The organism is Kitasatospora sp. NPDC093679 (assembly GCF_040683455.1).
GTDB classification, from domain to species: Bacteria; Actinomycetota; Actinomycetes; order Streptomycetales; family Streptomycetaceae; genus Kitasatospora; species Kitasatospora arboriphila.
In genome coordinates this window covers 26,835-41,057 of the sequence record NZ_JBFBDW010000056.1, presented here as the reverse complement: position 1 = coordinate 41,057, position 14,223 = coordinate 26,835, and the positions used below count along the sequence as shown (strand labels likewise).

General features: G+C 73.9%; 13 protein-coding genes and 3 pseudogenes. 5 read left to right on the top strand and 11 right to left on the bottom strand.

What is annotated here, in order from left to right; translation table 11 throughout:
- The first annotated feature begins 55 nt into the window (after positions 1-55).
- Positions 56-208 (top strand): hypothetical protein, encoded by a 153-nt coding sequence (locus tag AB0O09_RS32095; protein WP_363547890.1) that lies wholly within the window; start codon positions 56-58, stop codon positions 206-208.
- A gap of 803 nt (positions 209-1,011) precedes the next feature.
- Here AB0O09_RS32095 and AB0O09_RS32090 read toward each other — a convergent pair.
- The 3 genes and pseudogenes from AB0O09_RS32090 to AB0O09_RS32080 all read right to left on the bottom strand — a co-directional run.
- Positions 1,012-1,344 (bottom strand): hypothetical protein, encoded by a 333-nt coding sequence (locus tag AB0O09_RS32090; RefSeq protein ID WP_363547887.1) that lies wholly within the window; start codon positions 1,342-1,344, stop codon positions 1,012-1,014.
- 29 nt (positions 1,345-1,373) lie between these two features.
- A pseudogene (locus AB0O09_RS32085) lies at positions 1,374-1,529 on the bottom strand (IS5/IS1182 family transposase); the annotation flags it as partial.
- 385 nt (positions 1,530-1,914) lie between these two features.
- Positions 1,915-2,445: pseudogene (locus tag AB0O09_RS32080) on the bottom strand (FAD-dependent monooxygenase); the annotation flags it as partial.
- A 1-nt stretch (position 2,446) separates the two neighbouring features.
- Between AB0O09_RS32080 and AB0O09_RS32075 the strand changes: the two are divergent.
- Positions 2,447-2,560: pseudogene (locus tag AB0O09_RS32075) on the top strand (TetR/AcrR family transcriptional regulator); the annotation flags it as partial.
- Between the two features lie 480 nt (positions 2,561-3,040).
- On the opposite strand, the gene AB0O09_RS32070 reads toward AB0O09_RS32075, so the two are convergent.
- Complete coding sequence (locus AB0O09_RS32070; protein WP_363547884.1) at positions 3,041-3,922, bottom strand: AraC family transcriptional regulator; 882 nt, start codon at positions 3,920-3,922, stop codon at positions 3,041-3,043.
- 260 nt (positions 3,923-4,182) lie between these two features.
- On the opposite strand from AB0O09_RS32070, the gene AB0O09_RS32065 reads away from it, so the two are divergent.
- Positions 4,183-5,298 carry a serine hydrolase domain-containing protein gene (locus AB0O09_RS32065; RefSeq protein WP_363547882.1) on the top strand — a complete coding sequence of 372 codons (1,116 nt, stop codon included), beginning with the start codon at positions 4,183-4,185 and terminating at the stop codon, positions 5,296-5,298.
- Between the two features lie 178 nt (positions 5,299-5,476).
- Here AB0O09_RS32065 and AB0O09_RS32060 read toward each other — a convergent pair whose 3' ends face one another.
- Positions 5,477-6,304, bottom strand: a complete 828-nt coding sequence (locus AB0O09_RS32060) for a hypothetical protein (RefSeq protein ID WP_363547880.1) — start codon at positions 6,302-6,304, stop codon at positions 5,477-5,479.
- A 437-nt stretch (positions 6,305-6,741) separates the two neighbouring features.
- Here AB0O09_RS32060 and AB0O09_RS32055 point away from each other — a divergent pair, with 437 nt between their 5' ends.
- The gene (locus tag AB0O09_RS32055; protein WP_363547878.1) at positions 6,742-7,053 is read left to right on the top strand and encodes a hypothetical protein; all 312 of its coding nucleotides are present in this window, start codon (positions 6,742-6,744) and stop codon (positions 7,051-7,053) included.
- A gap of 325 nt (positions 7,054-7,378) precedes the next feature.
- Here AB0O09_RS32055 and AB0O09_RS32050 read toward each other — a convergent pair whose 3' ends face one another.
- Positions 7,379-7,660 (bottom strand): hypothetical protein, encoded by a 282-nt coding sequence (locus AB0O09_RS32050; protein ID WP_363547875.1) that lies wholly within the window; start codon positions 7,658-7,660, stop codon positions 7,379-7,381.
- A gap of 296 nt (positions 7,661-7,956) precedes the next feature.
- Between AB0O09_RS32050 and AB0O09_RS32045 the strand changes: the two genes are divergently transcribed.
- Complete coding sequence (locus AB0O09_RS32045; RefSeq protein WP_363547873.1) at positions 7,957-8,643, top strand: phosphatase PAP2 family protein; 687 nt, start codon at positions 7,957-7,959, stop codon at positions 8,641-8,643.
- A gap of 32 nt (positions 8,644-8,675) precedes the next feature.
- On the opposite strand, the gene AB0O09_RS32040 is transcribed toward AB0O09_RS32045, so the two are convergent.
- The 5 genes from AB0O09_RS32040 to AB0O09_RS32020 all read right to left on the bottom strand — a co-directional run bounded on the left by AB0O09_RS32040 (position 8,676) and on the right by AB0O09_RS32020 (position 14,137).
- A complete protein-coding gene (locus tag AB0O09_RS32040; protein WP_363547921.1) occupies positions 8,676-9,980 on the bottom strand; it encodes a glutamate-1-semialdehyde 2,1-aminomutase in 1,305 nt (434 codons plus the stop codon).
- A 71-nt stretch (positions 9,981-10,051) separates the two neighbouring features.
- Entirely contained in the window at positions 10,052-10,609 is a 558-nt protein-coding gene (locus AB0O09_RS32035) for a dTDP-4-dehydrorhamnose 3,5-epimerase family protein (RefSeq protein WP_363547871.1), read from the bottom strand.
- A complete protein-coding gene (locus AB0O09_RS32030) occupies positions 10,606-11,898 on the bottom strand; it encodes a polysaccharide pyruvyl transferase family protein (RefSeq protein ID WP_363547869.1) in 1,293 nt (430 codons plus the stop codon). Before AB0O09_RS32030 ends, AB0O09_RS32035 begins: the two co-directional genes overlap by 4 nt.
- Positions 11,895-12,842: a glycosyltransferase family 2 protein gene (locus tag AB0O09_RS32025; RefSeq protein ID WP_363547866.1), complete on the bottom strand. Its 948-nt coding sequence runs from the start codon at positions 12,840-12,842 to the stop codon at positions 11,895-11,897. The genes AB0O09_RS32030 and AB0O09_RS32025 overlap by 4 nt, the downstream gene beginning before the upstream one ends.
- On the bottom strand, positions 12,839-14,137 hold the full coding sequence (locus AB0O09_RS32020) for a hypothetical protein (RefSeq protein WP_363547863.1): 1,299 nt from the start codon (positions 14,135-14,137) through the stop codon (positions 12,839-12,841). The genes AB0O09_RS32025 and AB0O09_RS32020 overlap by 4 nt, the downstream gene beginning before the upstream one ends.
- Positions 14,138-14,223 lie beyond the last annotated feature (86 nt).

Here is a 14,223-nt window from a genome sequence, read left to right as displayed (position 1 = left end):
GGCGTCCAAGTCCTCCGCCCTGCCGCCCGCGGATCCGATCACCGTCGAAACGCGGGTGGGTCACCCGATCGGACCGCCCGGCGAGCTCCGCCTGAGCACGTTCTCCCACACGCTGCTGCCGGTGCTCGCCGGCTTCCTCGGCGGCAACGCCATCGGCAACGGAGCCGACGTCGCGCTCGGCTGCACCGACAACGAACCGGGACCCTGACACACCCGGCGGCGTACCGTGCCGGTCACCCGGCGCCGGACCCGGGTGGTGAAGCCGGTGAGGACCACCGGGATCTCGCCGGTCACCTCGGCCGCCGTCATGCCGGGCGCCACCGTCCCCCTGCACGCCCTCCGGTCGCTCTACCGGTTCCGGCGCACTTCGAGCCGATGCGGCAGCTCAGCGACGGGTCAGGGCGATCCTGCCCTTCGACGCCCGGGCGGATGCCGGCCCGGCCCGCGCCCGGGTCATGACGGGGACCGGAACGGCCCTCGCCCTGGTCCCCGGCTGCGCCACGACCGGCCACTACGGCCGCAAGGGGCTGCGCCGGCCGGTGGTCGGGGCCTCGGCCCGAGGCCCTTCGGGCGGTACGGAGGGCTGCGCGCAGCGGAGGTGACGGCGCCGCACCCGCCACCTCGCGTGAGCCCCCCGCGCCGGTCGTCGGCCTGCAACCGGTCGGGTCCGTCCGGCGGGTCGGGTTGCGGCGACGCCGGCGCAGACCGCAGATTTGGGCAGGGGGCGAGTCACCGGAGGGAAGGACCCGTGAGTTCGCAGCCGCCGTCAGGACCGTCCGAGCCGTCCGGCCCGCCCACCGGGCCGCTGTCGGGTCCCGGGGAGGGCGGGCCGCCCCCGTCCGGGCCGGGGCCCAGGCCGCCGTCCGGACCGCGCTCGTACCCGCCCGGGCCGCCCGAGGAGCCGCCGACCATCGCGGGCGGCCCGCCTCCCGGGCCGCCCGCGGAGCCCCCGCGGACGGTGATCGGCGAATCCGGCGACGAGCCGGGGCCGCCCTGGTGGCGAAAACCCCGCTACGTCGCCCTCCTGGCCGGGCTCGTGGTGGCGGCCATCGCCGTCGGCGTCGCGGTCGCCACCCAGGGGTCGGACGGCAACGTGGAGGTGCCGCCGGCGGCCTCGTCCTCGCCGGCCACCCCCGCGGAGTCCCCCACCGAGTCCGAGACCCCGACGTCGACCCCGGCCCCGACCGCGACCTCGAGGCCCACCGGCCACACGACCCCGGCCCCCACGCCCACGCACCACACGACCCCCACGCCCACGCCCACGCCCACCCGCTCGTCCTCGCCGAGGACCTCTCCGCCGACCTCGACGACGTCCCGGGCGACCACCTCGAATCCCGGTGCCACGCCGAGTCAGTGAGAGTGCTGTCCTCGGGAGCCAGGACCACGAACGGCCTGGTGCGGGGCCGTCCGAGCGGTCGGGGAACACGCAGGCGGGCCACCACCGCGGCGAAGGCGGGCGCATCGGCGGCCCGGTCGACGGTGAGCACGAAGGCCGAGGGGCGGCAACGGCCGTCCGCGGCAAGGTGCAACCCGTCGGTGCCGCCGGGTGTGTCCGCGCCGGCCGAGCCGGCTCCGGGTCCTCCTGATCGTTCCGTACGGCGAGGAGAAGGGAGCGGCCGAATGGTGTGGTCCGGGGCTGCGCCCCATCGCTGTGGGTGGGAGCGTGCCGGTCGAACTCGGCCGGTGGCCGATGCCGCGCCGCTGCGCCCCGCCGACCGTGGTGTCCGGCACCGTCCTCCCAGACCTGCGGGTGGATGGCCGCGACCACCGCGGATGTCGAGGGGCCGCACGGCCCGGTCGAGCGGGTCCCGGTCCGCGAAGGCACGGGCCACCTCCCGGTGCGCCGGGTCGACCTCCCACCGGTTCACCCGGTGAGGACCAGCCCCGTCGCCGCCGGTCGCCCGGACGCGGCGGTCACCATCCGGACCGTGCCACCGCCTCGTCCTGTCCCTCGGGGTGCCGGCCGAGGAAGTCGACCAGGCTCTGCGGCGCGCGCTCGCCGAGGCAGAGGTCAAGAATCTCGTGGGCGTCCGCGTAGAAGGCATCGCTGCGCGCGAAGAGCTCCTTCTCGTAGGCGGCGAGCGCCGCTTCGACGTCGTCGGGGTACCGGGCGATGGCCTTGCCGAGTTCGGCACCGTCGAACATCGCCAGGTTGGCGCCGTCGCCGGACGGCGGCATCAGGTGCGCGGCGTCGCCGAGCAGCGTCACGCCGGGCACCCGGTCCCAGCGGTGTCCGTCCGGGAGGGTGTGGATCATGCGTGCCACCGGGGCGGTCGTGCCGTCGGTGATCAGCGCGGTGAGGTGCGGCGCCCATCCGTCGAACTCGGCCGCGACGCGGGCGCTCGCGGCCGCGGTGTCGGTGAAGTCGATGGCGGCGATCCACTCGGCCGGACGGTTCAGCTCGACGTAGGTGTGGACGATGCCTCCCGCCTCACGGTGGGCGACCCGAGTGGCGGCGCAGTTGCCCGAGCACGACGACCGGGAGCAGTTCCTGGCCGGCATCGACCTCATCCTGGGCGGCATCGAGGCCGCCCGCCCGGGTCCGTCCCGTCGGGCCTGACGCGAACCCGAGCCGGTCGGGGCCGGCCGAGAACCGAGTGCCGCGCGCCCGGCCGGTCGCGGTTCCGGACCGTCTGCACGGCGTGGTCGGCGGGCCGTGCTCGACCGGTGGAACACGGTGGATTCCCCGGGTCGGCCCTCAAACGCGCTGTCCGGGGGGCGGGGCCTTGCTGGCCTTCCGGCTGCTGCCGGGCGGCGGTCCGCCCACGAGCAGCTCGTACGACACCTTTGCAGGGACGACGGACCGAGCCCCGTCGACGAGGGCAGGGCCGGGTGCAGCCGGGGTGCTCGGTCGTGATGAACCCTTGGCTCTCGCCCCGACGTGGCCGATCCGCAGGGGCGGTCCGCACCCGGTCAGGTCCGCGGCCGAACGAACGGCCGGCAGCGCGCAGTTGCGTTCGCGATGACGAGACCCTGACCGCTGCCTTGCGGCCGACGTCCGAGCCGGACCTCCGGGGACGGGTACCAGCGGTACCGGTGTTCACACCCCGGCACTCCCGCGGCCGCGCTCGACCGGGATCCACAGCTGGGAGTCGGTTTCCGCGCCGATCTCCACCGGCCGCGTCCGCAGGAGCTCCGGACCGGTCCGGCTCGTGTACGGGTTCGAAGGGAACCACTGGGTGAAGACGTCTCGCCACAGCTCCTGGAGGGCGCTCGGATAGGGCCCGTGGTTGTCGAAGACGGCCCAGGTCCCGGCCGGCACGTCGAGGGAGTCGAGTTCCCCGGCGACCGCCTCGGGACCGGTCACCACGCCGATCCAGTAGTCCGCCTCGGCGCCCTCTTCGCGGCTGTCGGTCAGGTACACCGCCGCTGACAGGATCCCCTCCGGTTCCTGGCCGACCAGTTCCTTCATCCGTACGACCGCACGCTCGTCCAGGCCTTCCAGGTGCGCCGCGGCGGCCGCGTTGACCCCATCGTGGACGAGCGGGACCCGCGCCTTCCTGCCGACGACCCGAAACGACTCCTTCTCCACGATCCGGTACCGCATGCTCGCCCTGCCTTCGACGACGACCCGGAAGGACATGCGCGGCTGTGCCGTGAGCACTGCACCGGTACGCCGGGCCTCGCCCGGCCCGATGTCGTGCACCGATCGGAACGCCCGGGTGAAGGCCTCGCCCGAGCCGTACCCGTACCGCACCGCGATGTCGAGCAGTGTCAGCTCCCCGGCCAGCACCTCGGCCCCGGCGAGGGTCATCCGTCGGCGGCGCACGTAGACCGGGAGCGGCATCCCGGCGAGCGCGGAGAACAGCCGCCGGAAGTGGTACTCCGACACCGCGGCGATCCGGGCCACCTCGGCCATGTCGATCTCCCGGTCGAGACAGGCCTCCAAGTGGTCCAGCGCCTGATTCAGCCGCTCCAGCACGCCTGTCCGTCCATCCTTCTCGTACCTCCACCGCAGGAACGCCTCGCCCTGCCGCCCGGTCGCACGCAGCCGCAGCGCCCGGCATCCAAGCCCGAACCGGAGTCGGCCGTCGGCCGACCGCGAGGCGGGGACAGGAGCGGCTCCCCGGGCGCAGTCCGGTCGCCTTGCTTCAGTAAAGAAGATCCGGCCGCGCCCCGCCCGACAAAACCAGTGCGGGAATTGTCGGGCAGGCAGACCTGGCGTTGCCCGAGGCTTACGCCATGAGTGATGTCAAGGGATTCTGCGAGCCGCGGTTCGACGCAGTCCGGGCGGCCCTTGCCGCTTTGCTCGGCAAGGACGACGTCGGTGCATCGGCAGCCGTCTACCTCGACGGCGAGCAGGTGGTCGACATCTGGGGCGGGTACGCCGATGCGGACCGCTCCGTGAGGTGGGAGCGCGACACCCTCACCGGCGTGAACTCGACGACCAAGAACATGACTGCCCTGTGCGCGCTGATTCTGGCCGACCGGGGCGAGCTCGATCTCTCCGCGCCGGTCGCCGCCTACTGGCCCGAGTTCGCCGTGGCCGGTAAGGAGAACGTGCTGGTGCGGCATGTGCTGTCGCACACCGCGGGCCTGCCGGACCTGTCCGGGCTGACCGCGGTCGAGGAACTCTACGACCGGGAGCGCGTGACCGCAGGACTGGCCGCGCAGGCACCCGCATGGGAGCCGGGAACGGCCGCCGGCTATCACGCGCTCACCTTCGGCTTCCTCGTGGGCGAGGTCGTCCGACGCATCACCGGCTGCAGTCTTGGAGACTTCTTCGCCGAAGAGGTGGCCGGACCGCTCGGCGCGGATTTCCACATCGGACTCTCCGCCGACCACGACCACCGCATCGCAGCGCTCATCCCGCCGCCCTCACTGAGCGACGAGTACGCTGCCGGCGCACCGCCCGGACGGGATGGCACCCGCCAGGAGAACACCGGCGCCGTGATCCGGGTCAAGGACGTCAACTCCATCGCCTGGCGCCGTGCGCAGATCCCTGCAGTGAACGGCTTCGGCAATGCCCGCTCCGTCGCCCTCGTCCAGTCGGTACTGGCGAACCGGGGTTCCGTCGGCGGCGTGCGACTGCTGTCACCCCGGGGTTGCGAGCCCGCGTGGCAGGAAGTGTTCTGCGGTGACGATCGCGTGCTGGGGACGCCGATGTCCTGGACGGTGGGCTTCGGCAAGTTCGGCAACACCTTCGGCTGGGGCGGCTGGGGCGGCTCCCTGGTCGTGAGCGATCCCGGCTCACGCATGACGGTGGCCTACGTCATGAACCGGATGATCGACCGGGTCCGGCAGGAGGACAACCGCGGCATGGAAATCGTGATGGCCGCCTACAGCTGCCTGCACTGACAGCGCTACGAGGGCGTGGGCCGGGCCCACACACGGCCGGTCGCCGTGCACGTGGCGCTCGTCCCCGGCACCGCGCTCGAACGGGCGGGTTCCTACGCCCCGTTCGCGGCCCGGACGGTCGTCGCTGATGCCTCACGCGGCGCACCGCGGCCGGCGGGTCGTCCAGAACGGCAGCGGGCTACTGCCCTGCGAGCGCCCTCTCCGTCTGCGTGACGGCGAGTCGGACTTCGCCGAAGTAGGCCAGATCCCACGCCGCGACGCGGGCGGTGCCAGGCTGGTCGGGTCCTCCGGAGGAGATGCCGGGCCGATCCCACGGCCGGTCCAGGTACGGAGACCAGACGTGCGCACGAAGCCGGGGATCACCGATGGGGGAGAGGAGGCGGTCCCGCTCGGTCGCCGCCTCGGGCGACAGTTCCCGCTCGCCGTCGAACAGGGCCGATGCCAGCCCGAGGACCGCCTTTTCCTCGGGGGCGGGTCGCAGCCGATCGGGGCCCTGCTTCCCGCGGATCGCGGTCAGCAACGCGTCCCGGAGGGTGCCGTCGGTGACGACGCGGAAGGACACGCCGACGGTGAACGTGCCGTCCTCGACGCCGGACACGATGTCGGCCAACCCCAGGCCGTGCTCGGCAAGCGCGGTGGCCAACTCGCTGCCGGTGACCGTGCGGCATGCCTCGGCGACAAGGTTGGAATCGGGCCGAGCGCCGAACGCCCGCGAGAGAGCCGATTCCTCGGTGAAATCGAAGTCGAAGACGGACCGGGCGATGTCCAGGCTCCAGTCGAGGGCGAGACAGATCTGCAGCAGGGCCGGCCGGCCGCCGTCGTCGCCCGGCCTCCACGTCCGCCTCAGTGAATCGGGGTCATCGAGCGTTCCCCACAACCATTGATCGTCGACTGCACTGTTGATGTAGTACAGGGCGTACGTGGCTTCGGGGTCGAAGCTGTCCGCCGGCCTGCCGAGCAGCACGGAGAACGCCGCCGTCAGGTCCTGCTCCCAAAGATCGGTCATCTCGGGATCCTAGTCGAGCAGCGCTCAAGCCCGAACACCCCGCGGATCCCACGAATGGTCCTCTCCGGGAGCAGGATCGACAGGGATCGTCGAGGCCGGGCCGGGTCCGGAGCGGTTCCCGGAACCCGTCCCACACAAGTGGCGACGAAGCCCTGTCTGGTGGTCGAGCGACGCGCACTCTCCGAAGGTCGCCTTGCCGGGCGCTGCAGGATCACGATCTCGTGGCCCCGGCAACGTCCGGGCCCGTGCAGAACCCCCCAGCTCCCCGGGCAGCGCGGGGGAGCGGCCCCGCCTGCGTGCCCTCCCGGAAGCCGCGGGGTCCCGGCTGCACCGTGGTGTGCGCGGGTGCGAACCCGGCGCGTTCCGAGATGTCCGGCCACACCCCCGGCCGGGCGGGGCCGACTTCCACCTCCGAACCCCCGAACTGGGAGCCACACATGGACATCACCGCCGTCCGCGAGATCGGTCTCGCCGTCAACGCGGCCCACCGGTTCATCCACCTCGTTCCGGAATCCGCCCGGCAGGCCGCCGAGCTCGGCGTGACCGACCGCGCAGCGGCCTACTTCGCGTTCCGCTCGGCACCGATGGGCGCGGTCCCGTGGCAGGTCACGCTCGCGACCTTCTACAACGTCAGCCCCCGGACGGTGCGATCGACGACGGGCGTGTGGGGCGCCGCGCAGCCCGAGCTGTGGCAGGCCGCCCGCTACGCGGCCGCCGAGCACGCGCTGGGGCGCGTCGGGGTGGCCTGACGGGCGATCGGACAGCCGAGGCGCGATCGCTGATCGACCCCGTCGTCGCCGCGGCCGACCACGCAGGCAAACCGCTGGCCGCGGCCAACGCATCCGTCCCCTGCCGTCCGACCCGCTGACCGCACTGTGGCAGCAGGTCACCGTGCTGCGCCGATCGGTGCGACCGGTCCACGCCGGGCGATGCCGGTGGTCGCTGCTTCCGTTCGTTCGGTAGCACTCGGCGATGGGCCCCGGCGCCCGGGTGGACCTGCATCGGTGGTGAAACCCCGGGCGCAGGAACGGGTTCGGCCGCACCGCGCGAAGCGGACCGACCGTGGACCCGCGCTCAGCTGTCGGTGTGCCGGGGGAAGGGGGCGAGGTCGGGTTCGACCCAGCCGGTCCTGGCGGGGGTGCTCGCCAGTGTCGAGGGCCGGTAGAAGCGGGTCAGCAGCTTCTTGTCGAGCAGTGCGGGATGCTCGTCGGTGAAGGCGTCGAAGTCCGCGGTGTCCGACCGGTCGGCGTGGTGGCCCACCAGTTCGACCCAGGCCCGGCTGACGGTGGCGTTGTACTTCTGGGGGACCCCCGCGTAGCGGGCGGTGCGCCGGATCCCGTCGCCGACCAGGGCCACCGCTGCGGCGGTGCCACGCGCCGACGTCCGACTCGATCCGGGTGGGGCTGTTCCTCGTGAACGGCTGCCGGCGCAGGGGGGTCGCTGACATACTCGGCCCATGCCTGCCGAGGTGGAGCCCGAGCGGACATCGGAACAGCGGTCGGCGACCGGTGCCCGACGTCCGAGCCGCCGGCGCGAGCTGCGGTGCTGACGTTGCCCGCAGGTGCTGGCGGGCCCGGGCCCGCGGGCACCGGAATCGTCCGGAGGCATCGCCTCGCCGTCGTGCCCGCAGGTCGACCGGACGCGGTGGGCGTGTGATCGGCCGGCCGGCACCCGTGGTGCTGCCCCCGTCGTTGCGCGTGGGGCTCGGGCTGACGGCGGCCTTCGCCGCGTTGCTGGTCGCCGTGCTCGGGATCCGGTATGCCGACGAGGGCGGGCCCGGCACGGTGGACGCGCGGATCCGGGCGGTGGTGGACGGTGCGGGGCCGTCGTGGCGGTACGTCGCGTTGGCCGTGGACGCCTCGGGGGAGCCGGCGGGAGCCGCGACGCTGGTCGTGGCCGCGGTGACGGGCTGCCTGCTGCTTCGGCGTCCTCGCGCAGCGGTGTTCGTCGTTGCCGGCGTCGGCATCGCGGTGGGGACGACGACGCTGCTCAAGCACCTGGTGGGACGTACCATCCACGGCGGGCACCTGTCCTACCCGAGCGGGCACACCGCCTTCGCCACCGCGCTCGCCCTCGCGGTGGCGATGCTCGCGACCCGCCACCGAGGCCGGGACGGGCTCGGCTCCGGCACGACGGCCGGCACCTTGCTCGTGCTCGCCGCGGGGCTGGTCGCCGGTGCCGCCATGGGCTGGGCGCAGGTCGCCCTGGGCGCGCACTACCCGACCGACGTCCTCGGCGGCTGGTGCACCGCGCTGGCGGTGGTACCGGCGACCGCGTGGCTGGTCGACCGGATGGCCGACGTCGGCCGGCGGGAGCACCGCCGACGTCATGCCGGGTGATGCCACGTGATGCGACATCACCCGACATGACGTCACACCAAGCGGCGGAACACCTGCTTCACCGGCCGCCCGCCGAGCCAGGGGGTGGGATCAGCGGCGTCCAGCGCCTTCCGGTACACGGCACACGCCCGGGCCACCACGTCGACGGTGTGGTCGATGTCGGCGTCGCCGAGCGCGCTGCTCACCACAAACGACGGGGCCAGCACTCCGCCCGCGAGGAGCTGGCGCAGGAACAGGGTGCGGTACTGCTGCGACGGCCGCCCGTCCTCGTCGAGGGTGGCGAAGACCAGGTTGCTGTCCCGGCCCCGGAGGACGAGGTGGTCGCCGACGCCCGTGCAGGCGGCGGCCTCGCGGACACCGGCGGCCAGCCGTTTGCCGAGGGCGTGCAGCCGAGCGGTGATGCCCTCCTCGACGTAGGTGGTCTGCACGGCCATCGCGGCGGCCAGCGAGTGCGTTTCCGCACCGTGCGTGGTGGACAGCAGGAACACCCGGTCGCCGGAGTGGCGCAGCCCGCCGCGCTCCATCAGGTCCCGGCGCCCCGCCAGCGCGGAGACGGCGAACCCGTTGCCCAGCGCCTTGCCGAACGTCGAGAGGTCGGGGACGACGCCGTACAGGCTCTGGGCGCCCGCCTCGGACCAGCGGAAGCCGGTGATCATCTCGTCGAAGACCAGGACGCAGCCGTGCCGGTCGGCCAGCTCACGCAGGCCGGCGAGGTACCCGGGCGGCGGCTCGGTGTGGCCGGCGGGTTCGAGGACCAGGCAGGCGACCTCGTCCCGGTACCGGGTGAGCAGTTCCTCCGTGGCGGCCAGGTCCGCGTAGGGGAACGCCACGGTGAGCTCGGTGGTCGCGGCGGGGATTCCGGCGGACATCGGCGTGGTGCCGATGAACCAGTCGTCGACGGAGAAGAACGGGTGGTCGCCGCAGACGGCCACCCGCGTCCGCCCGGTGACGGCACGGGCCAGTCGTACCGCGGCCGTGGTGACGTCGGAGCCGTTCTTCGCGAACTTCACCATCTCGGCGGTCGGCACCGTGGCCAGGAAGCGTTCCGCGGCCTCGACCTCCACGACGGACGGCCGGACGAAGTTGCTGCCGCGGTCGAGTTCCCGCCGCACCGCCTCGACCACCCGGGGGTGGGCGTGGCCGAGGCTGACCGACCGCAGGCCGGAGCCGTACTCGACGTAGCGGTTGCCGTCGACGTCCCACACGTGGGCGCCGCGGCCGTGGCTGATGACCGGGGCCAGGTGCTCGGGGTACTGGTCGTCGCCCTTGGCGTAGGTGTGGGCGCCCCCGGGGACGAGCGCGTGCAGCCTCTCGTTCGCCCTCCGCGACCGGGGCAGGCTGAACTCGTCGGCGTCCTGCGGGACTCGGACGTCTCGGGCGTCCCGGGTGTCTCGGGTGTCCTGGGTGGTCACGCCGGCCGCCCCTCGTGCCGCAGGACCTCGGCCAGGCTCGGCGCCTTCCGGTCCCGCTCGGACACCGACACCGCCGGCAGCGGCCAGGGGATGGCGAGTTCCGGGTCGTCGAAGGCGATCGTCACGTCCTCGGCCGGATCGTGCGGGCGGTCGATCCGGTACGAGACGTCGGCGGTGTCGGTCAGCGCCTGGAACCCGTGGGCGCACCCCGCCGGGATGTACACGCTCACCTGCGTCTCGCCGCTCAGCTCGAAGAAGGCCCGGCCGAGGCGGGTCGGCGAGTTTGGCCGCAGGTCCACGACGACATCGAAGACCTTCCCGTACGAGCAGCGCACCAGCTTGGCCTCGCCGGCGCCGGAGCGCAGGTGCAGGCCGCGCAGCACACCGCGGACCGAGCGGGACACGCTGTGCTGGACGAAGGCGTTCGGGTCGAGGCCGACCGAGCGGACGACCTCGGCGTCGAACGTGCGGCAGAAGAAGCCGCGCTCGTCCGCGTACGGCGTCGGTTCGAACAGGTATGCGCCGGCGATCGCCGGGACTTCGGTCGCCTTCACGGAGCCTCCTGCGGGGCGTGGTCGTGGGTGCGGTCGTGTGCGCGGGCACGGTTGCGGTCATGGGCGTCGGAGCGGGCGGGGGTGTGGCCTGCCGTCGGGAAGAGGGCCGCCGTCAAGGCCCTGAACTGCCGGTCGAGCTCCCGGCGGGCGGCCAGGTTCCGCTCGGCGATGGTCCGCCGCAGCTCCGGCGACTGCTTCTCCAGCGCCCGGAACCGCTCGAGCAGGCGGTCGGCGTCGACCTCCCGGGCCGGGTGGCAGTACTCGCCCAGCCCCATCCGGGCCATCAGCGCCTCGCTCTTCGCCGCGTAGCTGAGGGCGAGCGTCGGCGTGCCGACCTTCAGCGCGCAGATCAGGTTGTGGTAGCGGGTCGCCACCACGGTGTCGGCGGCGGCCGTCTCCCTCATCAGGTCGGCCAGTGAGGCCGGCGAGGCGGCGGTGACCAGCGGCGAGTCCACCGCGCCGAGGATCGCGGCGACCACCGGCCGGTCGACGTCGTCGCCCATGAGCAGCCGGACCCGTCTGCCGTCCTCGACCAGTGCGCGGACGAAGCGGGTCGTCCCGTCGAGGTAGCGCCGGTGGATCTCCTCCGCCCGGGCGCGGTCGTCGTTCCCGCCGTGGAAGGCCATGACGCCGACGCAGACCGGGCCCGGTGGACCATCGGGCACGCCCGACGGCGGCGTCGGCAGGGAGAAGGCGAGGTCCGGGTAGACCTCGTCCCGCCCGGTGTCCACGCCCATCGCCCGCATCGCCTCGCGGGACGGCGCGTCCCGGTACGACCGGTAGGCGGCGAGCCGCGCCGACCAGCGCACCAGGGTCCGGGTGGGCCGGCTGCCGATCGCGTCGGCGCCGACGCAGACCAGCGCCACCCGGGTGCCGAACAGCCGGCCGGCCGCGCAGAGCAGGAACAGCGCGTACGGGAAGCCCCACGGCCGCAGTGGCAGCGTGGCCTCCAGGACGCCCATGCCCGGCACGACCACCACGTCGTGCCGGCGCACCCAGGCGGCGGTGCGGGCGGCGTCGACGAGCTTGCCCAGGCCCTTCGCCGCGATCGATCCCACCCGTGACGCGGTCCGGTACTCGCCCCGGTACCAGTGCAGCCGGGTGGCGGGGATCCCGTACCGGCCCGTGACGGCCTCGGGGCCGCCGCACATCGCGTCGACGACCGCCTCCGGGTGTGCGGCGCGCAGATAGCCGAGCAAGGCCTCCAAGGATCCGTCGTTGCCGAGGTTGCCGGAGCCGAGCAGGCCGAACACCCCGACCCGCACCGGCTTTCGGTCCGCCGACGTCACGGCTGCCTCCCCTCGCGGCCGGCCACCAGGGCGTCGACGGAGACGGTGAGCAGGGCCGGGTCGACCGGGGCGCGGTCCTCGACCCGCTCGCCGGCGCCCGGCCGGGTCCGGCTGCTCAGCCACGCGGCCAGGTGGCGGTAGCACGCCCGCCGGTCGGCCGAGGACAGCGGCGCCCGTCGGACGGCCGAGACGAAGCCCCAGACGTACTCGGCGAGCAGCCGGGGCGTCGGGTGCAGCGGGCCCGCCCGGCGCGGGTCCAGGTTGACGCACCGGGAGCGTTTGGAGGGGTTCGCCCGCTCGGCGCGGGTGGGGTGGTCGCGGCGGAAGTACAGCAGCTCCGGCACCTGGTGGAAGGGCCCGTGCAGGGCGATCTCGGCGACGAACGTGCGGTCGGCGTGGTGGTAGCTGTCCATCGGTCTCACCCGGCGCAGCACGTCGGCCCGCAGCACCCCGTAGAAGTCGTCGCCGCCGGGCTCGAACAGCATGCTGCGGAAGCGCTCCGGTGCGTGCGGCGAGGCGGTGGCGAGCCCGTACTCGTAGGGGACCGTCACCTGGCCGGCGCCGTCGATGACGGCCTGGTCGGTGTGCGCGAGGATCACCTCGGGCCGCTCGTCCAGCGCCTCCACGCAGCGCAGCAGCAGGTCCCGGCCGTACAGGTCGTCGTGCGAGGCCCACTTGAACAGCTCGCCGCGGGACCGGGCGAACACGAGGTTGTGGTTCGGTGTGGCGCCGATGTTCCGGTGCAGCCGCAGGTACCGGATGCGCGAGTCCCTCGCGGCGTACGTGCGGCAGATCTCCTCGGTCCCGTCGGTCGAGGCGTTGTCGGAGACGATCAGCTCGAAGTCCTCGTAGGTCTGGCCGAGCAGGGCGTCGAGCGATTCGGCCAGGTACTCCTCGCCGTTGTACACGGGCAGGCCGATGCTCAGCCTGGGTCGGGCGGTCATGAGGTCCTCACTTCGGGGATCGGGTTCCGGCCGTGCTCGCGGAGGGCGGACCGCAGCTGCAGCCACCACACGGCCGAGCTGCCGACGGTGGCGGCGGCGACGCCCCAGGCCGAGCCGGCCGCGCCGGCCACGGCCGCCCCGCCGAGCCCGCCGCCGACGTAGCAGGCGGAGGCGAACAGCTGGCAGCGCAGGCTGCGCCGGGCCGCGCCGAGCGCGCGCAGCCCGGCCGCCGCGCCGGTGCCGAGGCCGGCGCCCGCGACACCGAGGGTGAGCGGCACGATGAGCTGCGAGGCGGACTGCCAGACGTCACCGAGCACCAGCTCGCCGAGCCGGTCCGGCACCGGCAGCAGCGCCCCGCCCCAGAACAGCGCGGCGGCGGCCTGCCCGCCGCCCAGCAGGAGGCAGAACGCGCCCAGCCGCTGCGGGGCCTGCCGCAGCACCCGTGCCGCCTCCGGGACGGTGACCAGCGACAGCCCCATCAGGACGGCGAGGAACGGGCCGAGCAGCAGCTCGGCGCCCCGCACCGCACCGACCGCGCCGACCCCGGCGATCGCGCCGAGCCCGTACGCCCGCAGCTGGCTCGCGCCGCTGAGGCTGACGTTCTCCACCAGGTAGCGGTAGCCGAGATCGCGCTGCTCGCGGAGCCACCCGCGGGCCCCGGCCGTCCTCGGCCGGATGCCGGACTGGAGGCAGCCGTACGCGGCGGCCACCGCGCCGGACGCGCCCCACGCGAGCACGAACGCGGCCACGCTGCCCACGCGGGCCGCCACGACCATGGCCGGGACGAGCGCGACGCCCCAGACGAGGTCGTTGACGAACGCCTTCCGCCCGGCGCCGGCGGCGAAGAACGAGAACCGCCAGGCATCCTGCAGCAGCAGCCCGGGCAGCACGACGCCGAGGCAGGCGAACGCGGGCCCCACCCGGTCACCGAGACCGAGCCCGACCAGCAGGCACACCGCGCCGAGAACCGCGCCGACGCCGAGCGCGGTGCCCGTGGACCGGGCCACCGCCCCGCGCCAGGACGCCTCCGGCACACCGCTGAAGCGCACCACGAGCGGATCGGTGGCCAGCCCGCGGGAGACGTTGAGCACCACGCCGTACGTCACCCAGGCGAGGCCGAACACGCCGAACGCGGTCACCCCCAGGGAGCGGGCCACGTAGATGCCCACCACGAAGTTGGACATGCTGGAGGCCGCCTGGTCGGCCAGCCCCCAGGACAGCCGGCCGACGAGGGCCCGCTTGGCGGACCCGGCCGGTGCCGTCGCCTTCGCCGCCTCGGTGGCCATCGGCGTCATGCCTTGCTTCCTCGGTCGCCTCCGGGCGCTCCTGCCCCGGTGCCGACGCTCTCCCCCGGCCCGGCGGCCGGGAGGTGCCCCCACGC

Bases quoted from the DNA above. Each gene is read 5' to 3' on its own strand.
- AB0O09_RS32025 (WP_363547866.1), bottom strand. From the start codon at position 12,842: ATGACCGCCCGACCCAGGCTGAGCATCGGCCTGCCCGTGTACAACGGC.
- AB0O09_RS32060 (WP_363547880.1), bottom strand. From the start codon at position 6,304: ATGACCGATCTTTGGGAGCAGGACCTGACGGCGGCGTTCTCCGTGCTG.
- AB0O09_RS32020 (WP_363547863.1), bottom strand. From the start codon at position 14,137: ATGACGCCGATGGCCACCGAGGCGGCGAAGGCGACGGCACCGGCCGGG.
- AB0O09_RS32065 (WP_363547882.1), top strand. From the start codon at position 4,183: ATGAGTGATGTCAAGGGATTCTGCGAGCCGCGGTTCGACGCAGTCCGG.
- AB0O09_RS32055 (WP_363547878.1), top strand. From the start codon at position 6,742: ATGGACATCACCGCCGTCCGCGAGATCGGTCTCGCCGTCAACGCGGCC.